Annotated in this window: 14 protein-coding genes and 2 pseudogenes; 5 read left to right on the top strand and 11 right to left on the bottom strand. The window is 69.1% G+C overall.

Annotation, left to right across the window (positions count from 1 at the left end; genetic code table 11):
• Positions 1 to 39: 39 nt before the first annotated feature.
• Positions 40 to 852, bottom strand: a complete 813-nt coding sequence (locus tag AWZ10_RS46425; RefSeq protein ID WP_208618677.1) for an oxidoreductase — start codon at positions 850 to 852, stop codon at positions 40 to 42.
• A gap of 213 nt (positions 853 to 1,065) precedes the next feature.
• On the opposite strand from AWZ10_RS46425, the pseudogene AWZ10_RS56230 reads away from it, so the two are divergent.
• Positions 1,066 to 1,179 (top strand): annotated as a pseudogene (locus tag AWZ10_RS56230) (TetR family transcriptional regulator); the annotation flags it as partial.
• Here the strand turns inward: AWZ10_RS56230 and AWZ10_RS56225 are convergent.
• From AWZ10_RS56225 to AWZ10_RS46395, 6 genes are all read right to left on the bottom strand, one after another.
• Complete coding sequence (locus AWZ10_RS56225) at positions 1,133 to 2,230, bottom strand: DUF4158 domain-containing protein (RefSeq protein WP_408992329.1); 1,098 nt, start codon at positions 2,228 to 2,230, stop codon at positions 1,133 to 1,135. The pseudogene AWZ10_RS56230 and the gene AWZ10_RS56225 sit on opposite strands and share 47 nt — an antisense overlap.
• Before the next feature lie 199 nt (positions 2,231 to 2,429).
• Positions 2,430 to 3,503 carry a glycoside hydrolase family 5 protein gene (locus AWZ10_RS46415; protein WP_060894265.1) on the bottom strand — a complete coding sequence of 358 codons (1,074 nt, stop codon included), beginning with the start codon at positions 3,501 to 3,503 and terminating at the stop codon, positions 2,430 to 2,432.
• 486 nt (positions 3,504 to 3,989) lie between these two features.
• A complete protein-coding gene (locus tag AWZ10_RS46410) occupies positions 3,990 to 4,892 on the bottom strand; it encodes a UTP--glucose-1-phosphate uridylyltransferase (RefSeq protein WP_046703581.1) in 903 nt (300 codons plus the stop codon).
• 348 nt (positions 4,893 to 5,240) lie between these two features.
• On the bottom strand, positions 5,241 to 5,723 hold the full coding sequence (locus AWZ10_RS46405) for a group III truncated hemoglobin (RefSeq protein WP_046703580.1): 483 nt from the start codon (positions 5,721 to 5,723) through the stop codon (positions 5,241 to 5,243).
• A 114-nt stretch (positions 5,724 to 5,837) separates the two neighbouring features.
• Positions 5,838 to 7,043 carry a globin domain-containing protein gene (locus tag AWZ10_RS46400; RefSeq protein WP_060894264.1) on the bottom strand — a complete coding sequence of 402 codons (1,206 nt, stop codon included), beginning with the start codon at positions 7,041 to 7,043 and terminating at the stop codon, positions 5,838 to 5,840.
• A 150-nt stretch (positions 7,044 to 7,193) separates the two neighbouring features.
• Positions 7,194 to 7,634, bottom strand: coding sequence for an RrF2 family transcriptional regulator (locus tag AWZ10_RS46395; protein WP_060894263.1), 441 nt, complete (start codon positions 7,632 to 7,634; stop codon positions 7,194 to 7,196).
• Between the two features lie 148 nt (positions 7,635 to 7,782).
• Between AWZ10_RS46395 and AWZ10_RS46390 the strand changes: the two genes are divergently transcribed.
• Positions 7,783 to 8,631, top strand: a complete 849-nt coding sequence (locus AWZ10_RS46390; protein WP_060894262.1) for an SDR family oxidoreductase — start codon at positions 7,783 to 7,785, stop codon at positions 8,629 to 8,631.
• A gap of 288 nt (positions 8,632 to 8,919) precedes the next feature.
• On the opposite strand, the gene AWZ10_RS46385 is transcribed toward AWZ10_RS46390, so the two are convergent.
• Both AWZ10_RS46385 and AWZ10_RS46380 read right to left on the bottom strand, forming a co-directional pair.
• Positions 8,920 to 9,855, bottom strand: coding sequence for a hypothetical protein (locus tag AWZ10_RS46385; RefSeq protein ID WP_107417637.1), 936 nt, complete (start codon positions 9,853 to 9,855; stop codon positions 8,920 to 8,922).
• Positions 9,856 to 10,148: 293 nt separating this feature from the next.
• The gene (locus AWZ10_RS46380; protein WP_060894261.1) at positions 10,149 to 10,658 is read right to left on the bottom strand and encodes an SRPBCC family protein; all 510 of its coding nucleotides are present in this window, start codon (positions 10,656 to 10,658) and stop codon (positions 10,149 to 10,151) included.
• A gap of 316 nt (positions 10,659 to 10,974) precedes the next feature.
• On the opposite strand from AWZ10_RS46380, the gene AWZ10_RS46375 reads away from it, so the two are divergent.
• The gene (locus AWZ10_RS46375) at positions 10,975 to 12,423 is read left to right on the top strand and encodes an eCIS core domain-containing protein (RefSeq protein ID WP_046703575.1); all 1,449 of its coding nucleotides are present in this window, start codon (positions 10,975 to 10,977) and stop codon (positions 12,421 to 12,423) included.
• 152 nt (positions 12,424 to 12,575) lie between these two features.
• On the opposite strand, the gene AWZ10_RS46370 is transcribed toward AWZ10_RS46375, so the two are convergent.
• Positions 12,576 to 13,844 (bottom strand): MFS transporter, encoded by a 1,269-nt coding sequence (locus AWZ10_RS46370; protein WP_208618676.1) that lies wholly within the window; start codon positions 13,842 to 13,844, stop codon positions 12,576 to 12,578.
• Positions 13,845 to 14,579: 735 nt separating this feature from the next.
• On the bottom strand, positions 14,580 to 15,143 hold the full coding sequence (locus tag AWZ10_RS46365; protein WP_046703574.1) for a dihydrofolate reductase family protein: 564 nt from the start codon (positions 15,141 to 15,143) through the stop codon (positions 14,580 to 14,582).
• A gap of 213 nt (positions 15,144 to 15,356) precedes the next feature.
• Here AWZ10_RS46365 and AWZ10_RS46360 point away from each other — a divergent pair, with 213 nt between their 5' ends.
• Together AWZ10_RS46360 and AWZ10_RS46355 are read left to right on the top strand one after the other, a co-directional pair.
• A complete protein-coding gene (locus AWZ10_RS46360) occupies positions 15,357 to 16,367 on the top strand; it encodes an amidohydrolase family protein (RefSeq protein ID WP_078935211.1) in 1,011 nt (336 codons plus the stop codon).
• A 294-nt stretch (positions 16,368 to 16,661) separates the two neighbouring features.
• A pseudogene (locus AWZ10_RS46355) lies at positions 16,662 to 17,717 on the top strand (hypothetical protein); the annotation flags it as partial.

Below are 17,717 nucleotides of genomic sequence, written 5' to 3'. Positions count from 1 at the left end.
GGTATCAACGGCGCGACGGAGTGCGTGGGGTGGCGGGGGTCAGCCGGCCAGCTTGTTCATCGTGCGGATCTGCTTGTCCAGGACCCAGGCAGGAACGAAGCGGAGCATGCGTGCGCGTCCGGCCATGGGGCCGGCGGCGTAGCGAAGTTTCGGCTTCTTGTCGGTGGCGGCCGTGACGATCGCCTTGGCGACCACGGCGGGGTCGTCACCGCTCCTGATCGCCTCCGTCATCAGGCGGTCGAAGACGTGCCGCTGGTCCGCGTAGACCTGCAGGGGCGTGTCGGGCTTCGCGCTGTTGGCCTCGAATCCGGTCCTGGTGTAGGCGGGTTCGACGAGGAGCGACCGGACGCCGTACTGCCGCACCTCGTGGTCCAGGGACTGGGAGTAGCCCTCGATCGCGTGCTTGGACGCGCCGTAGACGGCCATGTAGGGAGCGGGGATGAACCCCTGCACCGACGAGAGGTTGATGATGCGCCCGCGTCCCCGGGAGCGCATGTGCGGCAGGACCTCCTGCACCATGCGCATGACACCGAAGACGTTGATGTCGAAGACGCCCTGGGCCTGCGCGAGGGAGGTTTCCTCGGCCGCGCCTATCGAGCCGATGCCGGCGTTGTTGACCAGGACGTCGATCCGCCCGAACCGGTCGACCACCTGCTGGACCACGGTGGTGACCGACTTGTCACTGACCACGTCGAGGTCGAAGAACGTCACCCCAGCGAGCGGGGTGACACGCGAGGTGTCGCGGCCTGTGCCGACCACCTCGAAACCCGCCGCGACCAGCGCTGGCGCGGTTTCCCTGCCGATGCCGGATGACGCCCCCGTCACCAGGGCTACCGGCCGATTTGTCGTCATCATGCACTCCCGAACCCGTAGTGGAAACCGATCGGTTTCCGTCTGGCCTCACTGTAAACCGATCGGTTTCCATGCGCAAGCTCAACGAGGGGAACTGATCCCGGGCCGCGTCACCGGCTGCCTTCGGACTGAGCTGACCGGCACCCGCCGGAATGGCGGCACTGGCCGGGTGGGCAGGCAGGAAAGGCGCGAGGGTGCCATCCCCGTGCTGCGATCGCCCAGTTCGCGCTCAAGGGCTGGTGCGGCACCTCTGTCGAGGCGAAGGGCAAGCGTGCCGGTGTCACGCAGCCGCACCTCTCCCGACCCTTCCCGACCAAGAAGGCGATCGTCGCCGCCGCTTTGACGCGGAGCAGGGAAGACGCCCACCAGGCTTGTGAGAGCGTGCCAAAGGGATGACGGGGCGTGAGCGGACCCTCCCACGCGATGGGCGGCCCCATGGTGATCGCTTACACGCGGCCGGTCTCGACGTACCACGAAACGCTCCAGAGGCTGGTGCGGCAGGGATACGCCGTCGCGGCAGCCACCGACGCGCGGGGCGATGGCCAGATCGGCGAGCGTCCACGTCGGCTGGATGAGGCTCCGGGAAGCCATTCGTGCCGCTGGGCGCAGATGCCGAGAAGACCGCAGCGGCCACCTTCGCCGGCGGTGTCTTCCCCACCCAGAAGACGGCATCCCCCAGCCCGTCCACCCTCTCCGTCCGCTCCGCATGCGCCCTGAACCGCGACCACGTCGCCCTCCGGGCGGGCTGCTTGATCCACGCGAACAGGCTCTGGTACTCGTCCTCCACGACCTCCAGCATGCTCACGACCCGCTCCCGCGCCGCATCACTCATCCGCGCGACGATGGCCTTGTACTGCGAGGCCTCCACCCCGGAGCGGACTCGGGAAGCCATCCGGTCCAGGGTGGAGAACGCCGGCATCTCCAGCCGTCCCTTGTGCCGGACCAGTTCCTCCAGCGCCACGTTCACCAAGTCCGCGGTATGCGCCTTCACCGGCGCAGCCACCCACATCGCCGCCTCCGTGACCGCCCGGGCCTCGCCCGGCTTGTGCCTCAGCCCCAGGCGTTCACGTACGGCGGACGGGCAGCGCTCCTCGCTCCGCCCGGAGTCCGCCTCTGGCACCGTCCCCGCAGCGAGTCCAGCCTGATCACGCAGGTGAGCCACGACCACCTCGCGTGTCTCCCCAACCTTGGGGACACGGCCCAGCCGTGCCGCGGACTTCAACATCACCAACAGCGCCAAGACCCGGCCCGGGCGGTCACGCGTACGCTCACGCGCCCACACCGCATCCTCCGCCGACGGCGTGAAGAACTCCCGCAACTCCCGTTCCGAGATCAGCTTCCTGAACCTCGGATACGCCGTCCGCTCCGGCGACGCCACACCAACCGCCCCACGCCCGACAGCGGCCACCAAAAACAGCGACGATCCCTGGAGCGGGGCCAGGGCCAGAACACGCAGCGTATGCGCACTCCCCGTGTTGAACGTCACGCTCTGCTACGAAGTGGCGGCTATTGCGCGTATCTCCTCCGTCCTCGCCGGTGGGGCGGTGAGCGGCTCCCCTCGCATCTTTCGTCCACGGTCAGAAGTCGTCCGGCGTCCTCATACGGTCGCGGATCCAGACGCCCGCGGGCTTGAGGGAGGACGTGCCGGTCCACGAACCGTTGTCGGCGCACGTCCCCGGCTTGAAGACGGCGCCGGTGCGTCCGTCGTCGGAGAAGTTCCAGTTGACCCAGCTGATCTTCTTGGCCGCCAGCAGATCGAGATAGCGCTGCGACATGGCGAAGTCGTTCGCGCCCTCACCCGCGTAGTTCTGGGTGCCGAACTCCGTGACGAAGACGGGTAGGCGGTCGGCGGCGCGGGCCAGGGTCCGGAGGTACTCGTCCCGGTGCGAGTACGCGTAGAAGTGGAACGTGTACATGATGTTGGCCGCGTTCACCTGGTTGTCGACCACCTCGGACTCGCCGGAGCCCTCCGACACGCCGAGGGAGGACCATGCGCGGGTGCCGACCAGGATCGGGGTGTTCGGGTCCTTGGCCCTGATGACAGGGATGAGCTGTTCGGCGTAGCTCTTGATGCGGGACCAGCTCACTCCGCTGGGCTCGTTCGCGATCTCGTACAGCAGGTTGTTCTTGTCGCGATGGCGCTGGGCGATCTCGGAGAAGAAGGTCCTGGCGCGGGCGAGGTTGTGGTGCGGGTCGCCCGGGTCGAGCATGTGCCAGTCGACGATGGCGTACATGCCGTGGGCCGTGGCCTGCTCGATGGCGGAGTGGACCAGGTCGGTGAAGCGACGCGGATCGGTCTCGTAGCCGCCCTCCTGGACGTACATGGAGATCCGCAGTACGTCGGCCCGCCAGTCGGTGGCGAGGGCGTTGAGCGAGCCGTTGGTGACGCACTGGCTGTACCACTGCAGTCCGTGCGTGCTCATCCCACGGAGCTGGATCGTTTTTCCTCGTTGGTTGCAGAGCCTGGTGCCGCAGACGACGAGCTGTCCGTTGGCAGCGACCGGGGTGACTGCCGACGGGGCCTTGGTCGTGGTCGTGGTCGCGGGCAGGGGGGTGGGGGCCGTGCGGCCGGCCTGTGCGGTTCCTGGCGTCAGGACGAGGCCGAGAAGGAGCAGCACGGCGACGAGCGGAACGGGTCGTGCCGGTCTCATGGGGGACTCCTGGCGGTCAGTGAAATCGATCGGCGGTCGCCGATCGGTCCATGGGGGACACCGACTGGTAGGAAACTTTCCTAATAGAAAGGGAATTAGCAGTTGGTCCGGACCTTTGCAAGAGATATGACAGGACCGCCAATGCCACGCCGGGATGTTCGCCGCTGCCCTGGAAGGCGAAGTCGACGTCTTTCTGGGCCAGTTGGGCGCTACGCCAGCAGGGCGACGCGCGTCTGACATCCGGCCTCACCGTGCGGGGCGCTCGCCCCTTCGCCGTCCCTTCGCCGGCTCATCGCCGACGGGCATCCGTCCTCCGGTGCACGCACAGCGCCGCGTCCGACTCGGGCGCCGACCGAGAGGCACGATGACGGCGATGACGCCGATCACTCGAAGCGTTCTGCGGCCAGGGGGTCCCCGTCCGGGAGGAGCTGGCGCCGGCTCCGGCTCGCAGAGGGGCCAAGGCCCGGCCCAGGCTTTTGCCCTGGCCTAGTCCGCGGCGGCGTCGAGGCCGTTGACCAGGCCGCGCACGAGGGGGCCGTACTCCGGGTGGGCGAGGGCGAAGGCCATCTGGGCGACCAGGTAGTCGGCCGGGTTGCCGGTGTCGTACCAGCGGCCCTTGATGACCTGCCCGTACACCGCGCGGGTGGTGGCGTAGGCGTTGATGGCGTCGGTCAGGTAGACCTCGCCGGTCCTGTGTTCGTACCAGCGCCGGGTCTGCTCGCGCAGTTCGTCGATGATGCCGGGGGTGACGACGTAACCGCCGATGGCCGCGTACGCCGAGGGCGCGGCGGCGGGCTCGGGCTTCTCGACCAGGCCGGTGATGCGCAGCTGGCCGTCGCCGAGGTCCTCCTTGACGATGGGCACGCCGTAGCGCTGGGATTCGGTGGGGTCCATCGGCAGGAGGGCCAGCACCGGGCAGCCGGTCTGCTCGTACGCGCGGATCAGCTGCTGGGCGCGGGGCACCTCGGCCACGAAGACGTCGTCGGGCCAGAGCACCAGCACCGGCTCGTCGCCGAAGGCGCGGGCGGCGTTGAGCACCGGGGTGCCGTTGCCGTACGGGCCGTACTGGTCGAGGTAGGTGATGTGGCCCCGGCGGGCCAGCTCCGCGACCTCCTCCACCGCGTCCGCGTAGGCTGTCTTGCCGTCTTCGCGCAGCTGGGCGACGAGGGCGGGGTTGGGGCGGAAGTGGTCCTGGATGAGGCTCTTGCCGCCGGAGACGACGATGGTGATGTCGGTGATGCCGGAGTCAACCAGCTCGCGCACGGTGTGCTCGATGACCGGCTTGTCGCCGACCGGGAGCATCTCCTTGGGCGTCGCCTTCGTCAGGGGCAGCAGACGGGAACCGAGGCCGGCGGCGGGGATCACAGCCCTGCGAATCGTCGGTGACATCACGTCTCTCCTGGTCGAGCGGCACACCGTACCGGTTGGCACGGTGACCCGGACGCACACGGTGGCGCGGCTCCGGGAGAAAGCCTACCCAGGCACTTCCCGGCCGCCACGCGCCCGTCCCTGATCGAGCCGGCGCAGGACGTCAGGGCCGGCCCCACCCGTTCGTCGAGGTCCTCGGGGTCCAGGGTGGCCGGGCCCGCGTTGATCCCTCCGGCGGTGAGGGCCGTACGGGTGTCCTTCTTGGGGCGCTTTCCGACCGAGAGGACATCGACGTCGGCCTCGGCGGCTTCGATCCCGCGCAGCCCATCGCCTCCCCGTGCCGGTCACGCCCCTCGGTGACGAAGACGGCTATGACGTGCTTCTCATCGGCGGTTCGATGTCGACGAAGACAGGGCCACGACCGGGGCGGGGCCGTCCGTCGCCGGCCGTGTTGTGCAGCAGGGCCCCGGCCACGGCCTGCGCTTTGGCGACCGCCCGGTCGGACACCGGACCCGCGTGCCGCCGACCTACGGTTGCGGTCCACAGCTCCAGCCAGCGTTCGAAGTACTCGGCGCGCAGCGGGCTCTTGGCGTGCAGGTCGCGGTGCGAGCGGAGGGCGTTGCGGCGGTAGACGCCCGGGGTGAGGAGGGCGCTCTCCCAGAAGTCGGCCATGACGGGCAGATGGGTGGCCATGTCGACACGCGCCACCTCTGTGAACAGCCGACCGATGAGGGGGTCGCCGAGGACCTCGTCGTAGAACGATTTCACCAGTCCCTCCACGTCCTGGCGGTCGCGGATGTCGGGAAGCTGCCCCGGTGCGGCGGGCGACTGCCGCCGGTCGTCGTGGGTCATGCGGATCCTCCGCGTCGTCCGGCAACGAATGCGGCCCCCACCGGCGCCGCCGGATGCGGGACTTCTCCGACGGCGTACATGGCGACGGACGATGTCGTCAGCACCGTTCCCCGCCTACTTGTCGAGCCAGAGGTCGGGCCCGAAGACCTCGTAGTGGATGGCGGAAGGGTGCAGCCCCTTGGCCAGCAACTCGCCCCGCACCAGGCGCATGAAGGGCAACGGTCCGCAGAGGTAGGCGGTGGTGTCGGGGGCAGGGGTGAGGTGGTCGAGTGTGGCGCGGCCGGCGAGGACGCGGGTGCCGGGGGAGCGGTGGGCGTCGTTCTCGTACCACAGGTGAAGATCTGCCCTGGTCAGACGACTGACGAGGTCCGCCTGTTCGTCACGGTGGACGTGGTCGTGGGGCGAGCGGTCTGCATGGACGACGGTGACGGGACGCGAGGAGGACGTGAGGGCGAGATGGTCGAGCATCGAGAGCATGGGGGTGATACCGATGCCCGCGGAGGCGAGCAGGAGGGGGGTGTCGGCCTCGGGCAGCACGAGGTCACCGGCGGGCAGCGAGACGTCAAGGATGTCACCCACCTCCGCATGGGCGTGCAGCCACGACGAGACCTCCCCGTCGGGGACCGTGCCGTCGGCGGCCGTCTCGCGCTTGACGGTGATGCGCCAGGTCTTGAGATCCGGTGCGGTGGACAGGCTGTACTGGCGGATCTGATGGGCGCCGTCGGGTAGTTCCACGCGAACGCTGACGTACTGTCCGGGCCGGAAGGGAGCGGTGGGCCGGCCGTCGGTCCGGCACAGGACCAGGGAGACGGCCTCGGCGGACTCCTGGTGCCGCTCGGCGATCTCCATGCGCCGCCACACGTCACCGTTCTCCACGCCGGCCTCGGCGTACAGCCGGGCCTCCATGGCGATCAGGGCGTTGGCCATCAGCCAGTAGACCTCGTCCCAGGCGGCGCAGACCTCGGGGGTGACGGCATCACCGAGGACCTCGGCGACCGCTGCGAGCAGGTGGCGTCCGACCAGCGGGTACTTGTCGGCGGTGATACCGAGCGAGACGTGTTTGTGGGCGATGCGCGCGAGGACGGCGTCGGGGCGTTCGTCGGGCCGTTCGACCAGCAGGGTGGCGAAGGCCGCCACCGAGCCGGCCAACGCCTCGCGCTGGGCGCCGGTGGCCTGGTTGGTCCGGTTGAACAGATTCCGCAGCAGCTCCGGACGCTCCTCGAACATCCGCCGGTAGAACAGCTCCGTGATGGTGGTCAGTGAGGCTCCCACCACGGGAAGCGTCGCCCGTACGACGGGGGCTGACTGCGCAGAAAGCATCAGACACACTCCTGGATCGATGTTCGGTTGAATTAGTATTCTGGATGCGAATTTTTGGTCGCAGCCTCTGCTCGATGCTCGATGGTCGCGATCCAACAGTGTGAAGCGGTGAGGGTGTTGCGGCCCGCGCTGTAGCCGAACGGTGGGTGGTCAGCCCGGGGGAGCGCCCAGTGTCAGCAGGATCGGCCCCGTCGGGGACCTCACCAGATCGGCCGCGGTCACGCCGTTCAGCGAGGAGTAGAACGCCTCCTGTGCCTCCCGCAGTGCCCGCCGCAGCCGGCAGGCGCCTGCGAGGGGGCAGGGGGTGTCGCCCTCGCACGTCACGGCTTCCCGGTCCCCCTCCAGTGTCCTGACCAGGTCCCCCACCGGGGTGCGCCGGCCCGCGTCGGTGAGGGTCAGCCCACCGTTGCGCCCACGCCGCGCCTCGATCACCCCCAGGTGCTGCAACTGTGCGATGGCCTTCGCCATGTGTGTATAGGGGACGTTCATGGGCGCGGCGATCTGCCTCGTGGTCAGCAACTCCTCGCTGTCCACGACGGCCAGGCGCATCACTGCACGAAGTGCGAGATCCGTGTATCTGGTCAGCCTCACGGAGGCAGTCTAGCAATGTTGCATCAAGGATGCGTATTTAGGGAAAGGTGGCGTACGTCTCGTCGTCACGTCACCGAACGGCTGCCGCCGCTGGTGAACTCAGGCCTTACGGACAGAAGTTGACCGCAAGGTTCCCTACGGTCGTGTCATGACACAGACGCGGAAGATACTTGTCACCGGTGCCACCGGAACCGTGGGCCGTCAGGTCGTCGCCGAACTTCTCGCCCGTGGCCACGCGGTCCGTGCCCTCACCCGGGACGCGTCGAAGGCGGCTCTCCCGCCCGAAGCAGAGGTCGTCCAGGGCGACCTGGCCGAACCCGACAGCCTGATCCCGGCACTGGAAGGCGTCACCGGCGTCCACCTGATCACCTTCGGCGGGGCCTACTTCGCCCCGCTGGAAACCGGCCCGCACATCCTGAAGCTGGCCCGCGCGGCCGGCGTACGCCGGATCACGGTGCTGCACGGCGGCGGGCCGTCCCCGCTGGAGGACGCGGTGCGCGCCGACGACGGTGTGGACTGGACCGTGCTCATGCCGGTCGAGTTCATGGCGAACGCCCTTGAGTGGGCGGACGGGATCGTGGCCTCGGGCGAAGTCCGCGAACCGTTCGTCTCCCGGCTGAGCGCCATGGTCCACGAAGGCGACATCGGTGCCGTCGCCGCGGTCGCGCTCACCGAGGACGGCCACGCGGGTCAGGAGTACGTGATCACCGGCCCGGAGCTGCTGACCGTCGGCGACAAGGTGGCGGCGATCGCTGCCGCCCGGGGCCAGGAGATCGCCCTGACCGAACTCGCCGAGGACGAGGCCGTCGCGCAATGGCGGGCGGCGGGACACCCGGATGCCGTCATCGGCTTTCTCCTGGAGACGTACGGGAACACTCCGGAGGTGGGCCGTACCGTCGTCGACACCGTGGAGAAGGTCACCGGCAACCCGGCCCGCACTTTCGCCCAGTGGACTGCGCGGCACGCGGACGCCTTCACGGCTGCAGCGCCCGCGTAGCACGGGGTACGGCGACGGATCGCGGGGCGGCGATGGCCCACCACCGGCCGAGCCCTGACCGCGTCACGAGCCAGCCGAACGCAGGGCCCAGCGGGACTCGGCCGAGACCGACGGAGGCAGAGTCCTCGAATGTGGGCCGGGCCCGGGAGGGTGTATGGGGAGGGGCGCTGCCGGCCGTAGGGGCCCGCCGGTGACGGCAGGAGACAGTGCTCCCCCGACCACGGCGCCGATGAGAGCGGATGGGCGGAGGTGAACCAGCGGCCTGCCGTCGAACAGGGTGCCTGTCCGCTACCTGACGCGCCCGGACAGGCGTTTAACCTCCCGGGCGGCCTCGCGGGCTGCCTGTTCAGCTCTGGACGCGGCGTCGGCGGCCGTCTCGCGCTGTTTCTCCGCTTCCTGCTGATCCTGGTCCGCCCGCTGAAGGTCCTCGCGTGCCTGCCGCAGCTGCCGCTCGGCGGCGGACACGTCTCTTCCGGCCCGGTCGTGCCGGTCGCGCGCCCGCTCCAGCAGCGTGTCCGCGTCCGCCTGCGCGGCGCGCAGCTCGCGCAGCTGCTGGTCGGCGGCCTGTGCCGCCTCACGGGCCCGACCGAGCTGCTCCTGCTTCTGGCGGCGTCGCTCGGCGACCTCGTCCTTGGCGCGAGACCGCGTCGGAGTAGGCGCGGCCGGCGCGTGGGTGGGCTCGCGGGGTGTGCCGGCCGTCGCGGTCGTACCGCTGGGAAAGTCCACCGGCGGGGTGAGGGCGCTCTCCAGACGGCCGGTGGCCCACCGGTCGGCAGCGTCCTGGTCGGCGAGCACGGCACGCAGGGTGGACTCGACGTCTCGCTGCACCGTGTCCGACAGCCGGTGTCCGGCCTCGGCGGCGAGCTCGGCAGCCTGCCGCGACATCGCGTGGACGATTCTCCGCCGCTGCTCGGACAGCTCCTTGATCCCGTCGGCATCCAGGGTTTCGTAGGCCTCCCGCAGTGCACGCCCCAGTTCCAGGAACCGTCGGCTCTCCGCGGGCTGGGAGTGCAGCAGCAGGTTCGCTGTCCAGGCGGCGAGGGAGGGGCGGCGGGCGGCGTGGATCCGATGTGCGTCCTCCACGCGTCCGTCCGCCTTGGCCCGAGCGGTCAGCTCCTCGCGGCGGGAGACGAATTCCGGTGGCGGCGTGGCGTAGAGCTCGTCGAGAGCCTTCTCCACGTCGTGGCCTCCACCGCCGAGCGCACCCTTACGCCGCACGATCATCAGAATCGCACGGGCCGGGCTGCCGCGCCGCCCGTGGATGTGGTGCTGTCCGGGTGGGCGCCCGGGCCGAGCAGGCCCGTCTGGTGCAGAGGGGGGGCTCGGTTTCGAGGCGGGGAAGTCTGCTGCGGGTGGTGCGCAGGACGAGGGGTGGGATCGCGACTCGGGTTATCCGGGTCAGGCGCAGCCAGCGGGGGACATGGACGGCGGTCTGCCGTTGCTCCATGCTCCATCCGGAGCCGGCGAGCAGGTTGGCGGCCACCGGCTCGTTGGGGCCGGCTCCGGTCACCATCGCGTCAGGCATGCCCGCCGGTGCCGTGGGCTGCCGCCCTGCGCCGCCCGTGAAGACTCGGAGGTGCTTCGACCTCGGTCTCGGCCAGGGTCTCGCAGAGCCGGGCGAGCCGGGCGAGCATCGCGCGATGCCGCAGCTGGATCAGCGCCTCCATGCCCACGTTGTGGAGCGCTCCGCCCACTCCCTGCAGCGGGTGTTCGTCCGCGATCACCAGGCAGTACCGTCCCCAGGGGCGGAGCCGAATGGAGATCCGCGCCGTCCCCAGCACACCGGCCCGCGCCTCCAGGCCCAGCTCGGCCTCCTCCTCGCAGTACCGGACGACCGTCTCGTTGCTCAACCGCAGAGGGCCCACGCGGATCTCGTACTCGATCGTCGAGTCCACCTCCGGCCACCGCCCCCGCACCGGCTCGGAGGCCGACGTTCCCACCACCCACTCCGCGTACCGGGAGCCGTCCGCGAGGACGGCCCACACTGCCTGCGGACTCACCTTGATCAGACGATGCCGTACCGCCATGCCGCACCTCCAGCCCGTCCAAGCCCGTCCCGTCTCGGTCGACTGCCGAGTGCCCGGCGCGATGAGATCCACACCACATCGTGCGGCGGGCCGGAGGGGCGTCCCCGCGGCGCGCGAAGGGGCGTCCCGCAAGGGCCGGTCAGCCGCTGGGCGGGCCGGGCGTGGTCGGGGCGTACGCCGGATGCGGATTCCAGGAACGCAGGGCTCCGTTGTTGCCCGAACGGATGCCGAGGTCTGCCCCTGTGGACCTCCTCGAACAGGCCGACTCCGGTGTAGCAAGGAATGTCCAGCAGTTGGTCATGGGAGAGGGCTGTCAGTGCGGAAACGCGGTAACGACAAGGCAGGCGACGAGAGGAAGACCGACCGGGCTTCCGCCGTCACGGCGGCGGGATCGCCCGCGCGGCGGCAACCGGATCTGTCGTCGCCCCAGGGGCTGCTCGCACTGCAGGGCACCACGGGCAATGCCGCGGTCGTCCAGTTGCTCCGCCGAGCCGGCCATTCCTGGGCCCAGGAGGAGCACCGGCACAGCGCCGACTGCGGTCACCAGAGCCCCGCGGAGCCCACCGTGCAGCGCTCGGCCGTCCACGACGTCCTGCGCGCCCCCGGACAGCCCCTGGACAGCGCCACCCGCACGGACATGGAGGCGCGCCTCGACGCCGACTTCTCGGACGTCCGCATTCACAACGACAGCGTGGCGAGGGCTTCCGCCGCCGAGGTCGGCGCCCGTGCCTACACCTCCGGCAGTCACGTGGTCATCGGCGACGGCGGTGCGGACAAGCACACTCTCGCCCACGAACTCACTCATGTCATCCAGCAGCGTCAGGGGCCGGTCGCGGGCACCGACAACGGCGGCGGACTCAAGGTCTCCGACCCGTCGGACCGGTTCGAGCAGGCCGCTGAGGCCAACGCGCACAGGGTGATGTCGGGCCCGGCCCGGCCCGCCGTGCAGCGGGCGGCCGACTCCCGTCGGACGTCGACGGACTCTCACGGCGTTCACTTTGGAGCGGTGGTTCAGCGGGCACCCGGCGACCCGCAGGAATTGCTCCATGAGAAACACTGGAAAGACAAGATGACGGAGGCGGGATTCCCGCTGCTTCCGCCTAAGGCGCCGAAGAAGAAGGGCAAGGCGTCCGCAGCTCCGAAGCGGAAACTGGAAGACGTTCTGAAGACTGTCGGGCCCGGGCTCCTGGCCCAACTGGCGGAGAAGAGCGGAAAAGGCACGGAGCGCCTGAAGCTGTATCGGTCGATGTTCACGAGCGAGGCCGTCGCCATCATGGAATGGAAGGGAAAGGCCGCGGAGACGGAAGCGTGGATGCAGACGGAGAGCAAGGACGGCAGCGGGATCGCGAAGCGGTACCGTGAGACGGTGGATGAAGGCCGCGGCCCCATCGGAGCCATGCCCGTGAAGAATCACCTGGGTGACGTGGGTCAGGCCGAGGAGTATTTCGCTGATGAAGATGCTCAGGTGTTGATGGAGTTCACACTCAAAGAGGGTGCGGAGGAACTCCTGTTCCATCCGGAATACATGGCGATATCCGGAGACAAGGGAACTCCTTATCATATCAGGAAAACCCGCGAGGCTGAGACCGGCAGTGAATTCCCGCAAGCCGCGGCCGGTGAAGGGACGCTTCCGGGCTACATCGGCCTGAAGCCCGAGAAGAAGGAGCCGTTCAGTCTTTCCATCGGCGACACCGACATCACGCGTCTTCTCTTCCAGCTGTTCGTGGAGGACGTGCGAGCCGTGAAGGGCGAAAAGAACCTGTGACCACTACTGACTGAGGTTTTCTCAGTGGCGAGATTCTTCCCGTCCCGTTTGGCGCTGATCGCCGCGATGACAGCTCCGTCGCTGACTGGGAGCGACATGTCAACGAGCAGCACCCCTGCCATCGGGCAGACCGTTGCGCGAGATGGTCTGTTTCAGGATGCCTCTTGGTCGGCGGACTTCTCGATCTCGGTGGTCACCCGTGCCCCTCGGAAGAGCACCGGGAGCCACAGGAGACATGCCAGCAGGGGGACCGCAGCATAGGTGGCCATGCCCACACTGGAGCCCAACCCGTCCATGAGCGCGCCGAGGACGAGATAGCCGATGCCGATGAGCGCCGACTCCACGAATGCGATCATCGACAGCAGGCTCGCCCGGTGGCGCGACGGCACTGCCTCGTTGAACACGTTGTCCACGATCACTGCGGTGATCTCGGGAATCCCGGCCAGCACCAGGAACGCGGCGATGGTGACCCAGACGAGGCCGAGGCCGCTCAGGCCGAGCGCCACGGCGAGCGTCAGGAGAGACACCGGGACGATGACCCGATACCCGATGCGCCGGTCCGCGCGGTCCGACAGCAATGGAGTGAGCCCGCCGGCGAAGAATCCCGCCGCTATGACCCCGCTGACCAATGCGGTGCCGGCTCCCTGATCGGAGAGGGTTTTCTGCGTAAAAATGATGTACGGCGTCAAAGTCGCATGCATCAATCCGGACACCACGACAAGCGTCACGAGCGTCGGCGTGGCGACCCGAAGCATCGCCCGCCATGCTGTGGTGTCGCCGTGCTCCTCGGCTCCGTCCTGCTCGTCCACCGCGTCCGCGCCGCGGATCTCGGGCACCCCTGACATCAGCACCACCATGGCCAGGACGAGGCACGCCGCCGAACCGGCGTAGACGACTCCCCAGGAAATCTGCTGCAGTTGGCCGCCGAGGGCGATGGCGGCTCCCGAGGTGACCGTCCCGAGCATGGTGAACCGGGATTTGATCTCGACGTAGCCGGCCGTTGCACCACACCGCACGAGCAGGTCGTACAGCAGGGCGGTGTCCGAACCGGACACACATGCCATGCCCACGCCCTGCCCGATGAACAGCGCCAGGAACACCCCGTAGTTGGAGAACGCCACCTGACCGAGCAGACATCCAGCTATCAGCAGCTGGCCGATCACGATGCTGGCACGCCTGCCGATTCGGTCGGCGATGACTCCCGTCGGCAACTCCGCAAGTCCACTGACCAGGTAGAGCAGTGTCTGCAGTAGGGCCACTTGCCCGACGGAGAAGCCGCGCTGATAAAGGAAGAGGACGAATACGCCGCGCTGGAACAGCGTGTTGGCGAGCACGGCGTATACGTAGAACGGGCGCGTGACACTTCGTGCCGCATCGTCGACTGCAGCCGACCCGCCAAGGGCCTCCGTGGTGCCGGTCATGCTGCGGGCTCCCCCTGGTGACTCCGGTGATCATTAGTGTTGGGTCTCCGCCGCTGACAGGAACCTCCAGTCCCTACGTCGCGCAGGCTATTCCGGCCGGCAATCCGGGAACCGTTGCCAGCGCCGCGGCCCTCCTCGGTGGAGGTGTCACATGCTGGGAGCAGTAGCGTGCATGTTCTGGAATCGGTTGCGTACATCTTGGAGCCAGCGTGGAGGTGAAGTCAGGGAAATCCCAGGCCTCGTCACGGTGGGGCAGGTGGGCCCCATCGCCGTCGTCTGGGCACCCCGCGGGGCTCGCGCGCACTGGGCACGTTCCGGCAGGCGGTCCTCGTGGTGCACTGGTTCCGCGAGCGGGGCTGCGTGCACTGCCTGGCCAGGGTGCCGGCATCTCCCAGGCCGCCAGCTGTCGCTACCTGCACGAGGGCATCGACATCCTCGCCGCCCAAGCACCCGATCTGCACGAGGTGTTGGACCGCTGCCGTGAGGAGGAGATGAGTCACGTGATTCTCGACGGCATGCTCATCGAGAGCGACCGTCTTGCCGACACTCGGGACAACGGCATTGACCTGTGGTTCAGCCAGAAACACAAGAGCTTCGGCGGCAACGTCCAGTTTTTGTCCGCCCCGGACGGCACCCCGCTGTGGGTCTCCGATGTCGAGCCGGGCTCCCCCCGGACATCGCCGCCGCCCGGCTGCACGTCCTGCCCGCGTTGTACAAGGACGCCGCAGACGGCCGCTAACGCGCCACGCGGTGGTGGAGGTAGATGACTCCCGAGTCGAAGGTGCGGGTCTGGACGAGTTCGAGATCCACCCGGCGCTCGCGTTGGGGAAAGAACGGAATGCCACCGCCGACCAGCACCGGGTAGATCATGGCCCGGTACTCGTCGATCAGACCCGACGCGGCCGCCTCGGCGGCGAGAGTCGCGCCGCCGATCGCGATATCGCCCTCCCCCGGCTCGGCTCGCAAGCGCTCGATCTCCTCCGCCACGCCGCCGGAGACCAAGCGGGCATTGCCCTGCACGGCGGACAGCGTGGTGGAGAACACCACCTTGGGCAGCGGCTTCCAGAGCGCGGCCCACTCGAGCTCGGCGTCGTCGAGCGAGCCATCCTGGTCGGCGGTCTCCCAGTACAGCATCGTCTCGTACAGCCGTCGTCCCAACAGGTGGACGCCGACCCCTCGAATCTCGTCGATCCAGAAGCGAAAGACATCCTTGTCGGGCACAGTCCAGTCGAAGCCGCCGTCCGGCCCGACGATGTAGCCGTCAAGTGAGACACTCATCGAATAGGTCACGCTGCGCATCAGAAGCCCTCCTCGGTAACGGGTTCGACAGTACGACCGCCGGATGCCTCAGGACTCATCGCGACTCGCGGGATCCCTGGGCCCGAATCACCTCACGAGATCATCTCGTTGAGAAAACCTCACTGCCTGGGAAGAGCCGGGTGATGGGCCCCTCACGGCTCCTTTGCGCGGGGGGAGTGGACCCGCCACCCCGCTGGAACCGATCGTAGGGGCATGAACGATCACCCCATGGCACCTGTCACCCCTGCCGATTCGCCGCCGCCCCCGCCCCCGCCCTCGGGTTCGGGTTCGGGTTCGGGTTCGGGTTCGGGTTCGCGAGGGACGCTGAGTGACGTGCCCGTGCCCGTGGCCGGGGAAGCGGGAGAGATCCGCCGGTTCTGGGAGTCGCTCGGTCTCCCCGGACTGGTCGACGTCCACACGCACTTCATGCCCGAACGCGTCCTGCGCAAGGTGTGGGAGTACTTCGACGCGCTGGGACCGCTGACCGGTGGAATGGAGTGGCCGATCACGTACCGGAAGGAGGAGGCGGAACGGGCTGCCCTGCTGCGGGCGTTCGGCGTCCGGGCGTTCACCGCGATGCTCTACCCGCACAAGCCGGGTATGGCCCGGTGGCTGAACGGCTGGGCTGTCGACTTCGCCCGCCGCACCCCCGACTGCCTGCACACCGCCACTCTCTATCCCGAGCCGGACGTCGAAGCGTACGTGGGGGAGGCCGTCGAGGCGGGGGCGCGCGTCTTCAAGGCGCATGTGCAGGTGGGGGCGTACGACCCGGCCGACGAACTCCTCCAGCAGGCATGGGGGTTGCTGGCCGAGGCCGGTATCCCTGTGGTGATCCATTGCGGCTCCGGGCCCGCGCCCGGCAAGTACACGGGCCCCGAGCCGATCGCGCGGGTACTGGCGCGACATCCCCGGCTGCGGCTGGTCGTCGCGCACATGGGTATGCCCGAGTACGAGGAGTTCCTCGGTTTCGCCGAGCGGTACGGGGAAGTGCGGCTGGACACGACGATGGCGTTCACCGACTTCAGTGAGGGGTTCATGCCGTTCCCCAGCCGGGCCCTGCCCCGGCTGGCCGCCCTCGGCGACCGTATCCTCCTCGGCTCCGACTTCCCCAGCATCCCTTACCCGTACGTGCACCAGCTCCACGCCCTGGAGCGACTGGGCCTGGGAGAGGAATGGCTACGGGCGGTCTGCCACGACAACGCGGCAGAGCTGTTCGGGTTGTGAGAGCCCGTTCGTGAGAGCGTGTTCCTGAGGGCCCGTTGGCGACCTCCGCACCGAGCGCCACCGGCCCGATCCGCTCTTCGCCCTCCCGCAGGGGTGCCCGGAGGGTCCCGGGGGAATCCCCGAGGGCATGATTCCCCACAGTTCCCGCGCGGGGAATCCTGCCCCTCCATGTCGTGCGTCCTGGCCCGGTCGGTAAGGTCTGCGCCTGTCGATCATCGACTGCGTGCGGCCGGGGGGCCGTCGGGGGAGGGACTGGTTGTGGGCAAGCTGCCCGGAGTACTTACGTTGCCTCGGATGCTGCGGCATCTGGCGGCCACCGGCGAGGGACTGCCCCCGGACGGGGCGGTCGAGGTGGACGGGCCGGACTCCGCTCTGCGGGCGGCGCTCGCAGCCGCCCGGTCGGGAGCCTGGGAACCCGCGGCGGAACTGCTGGCGCGGACGCGCACCACCCTGGACTGGGACCGGCGCGGCGAGTACAGCGCAACCCTGGCCGAACTCGCACTGCACCACACCGGATGGCTCGACGACTGGCGGCGGGATCGGCCCGGCGATCCCGATCTCGCCCTGGTGGCAGCCGAGTTGCAGATCGACCGCGCCTGGGAGATACGCACCGGCGCGCGCGCCCGCCATGTGTCGCAGGAACAGTTCCAGGCGTTTCGCGCGGTCCTGCGTGACGCCGCACCGGTCCTGCGCACGGCCGCCGACCTCAACCCCGGCGATCCCGTTCCCTGGCGGATCCACATCGCCCACGCCATGGGGCTCGGCGCGCCCCGCGACGTTTTCGACGAGTACCTGGCTCGGGGGCGCGAGGCTCATCCGCATCATGTGGGCCTGCACGCCCGTGCGGTGCAGTACCTGGCGGAGAAGTGGTACGGCTCGCACTCGGAGATGTTCGAATTCGCCGAGTCGGCCGCCGCGGCGGCCCCCGACGGTTCACCGCTGCGCGGACTGCCCCTGCACGCGGTCACCGAGTACGCGCTGGACCACGAGGCGGGGATCGGGAAGGGCCCGGTGGCCTGGTCCCGGATCGAGGGGCTTGTCGAGGCGGGGCTGGAGCTGTCCGCCGCGTTCGAACCGGGTGACCGACGGGCGGCGGGCTTCCGCAACCACCTCGCGCTCGCACTGATCCGCTCCGGGCGCGAGGCCGAGGCCCTGGAGGTCTTCCGCCTCATCGGCACCGACGCACGGACATTTCCCTGGGCGTACCTGGGTGACGCGAGGGAGATCTTCCTCCTGATGCGGCAGGGCGTCCGCGTCCATGTCGCCCGCCGGACACCGTACTTCGGCGGCTCCGTACCGGCGCCGGCCGCCGGCCGACCGCCGGGTGCCGCCGGTACGGCGGAGGCGGCC

This window comes from Streptomyces europaeiscabiei, from assembly GCF_001550375.1.
Taxonomy (GTDB): Bacteria; Actinomycetota; Actinomycetes; order Streptomycetales; family Streptomycetaceae; genus Streptomyces; species Streptomyces europaeiscabiei.
Note: the sequence above shows the minus strand (reverse complement) of the source record. Positions and strands in the feature narration are given on the sequence as shown.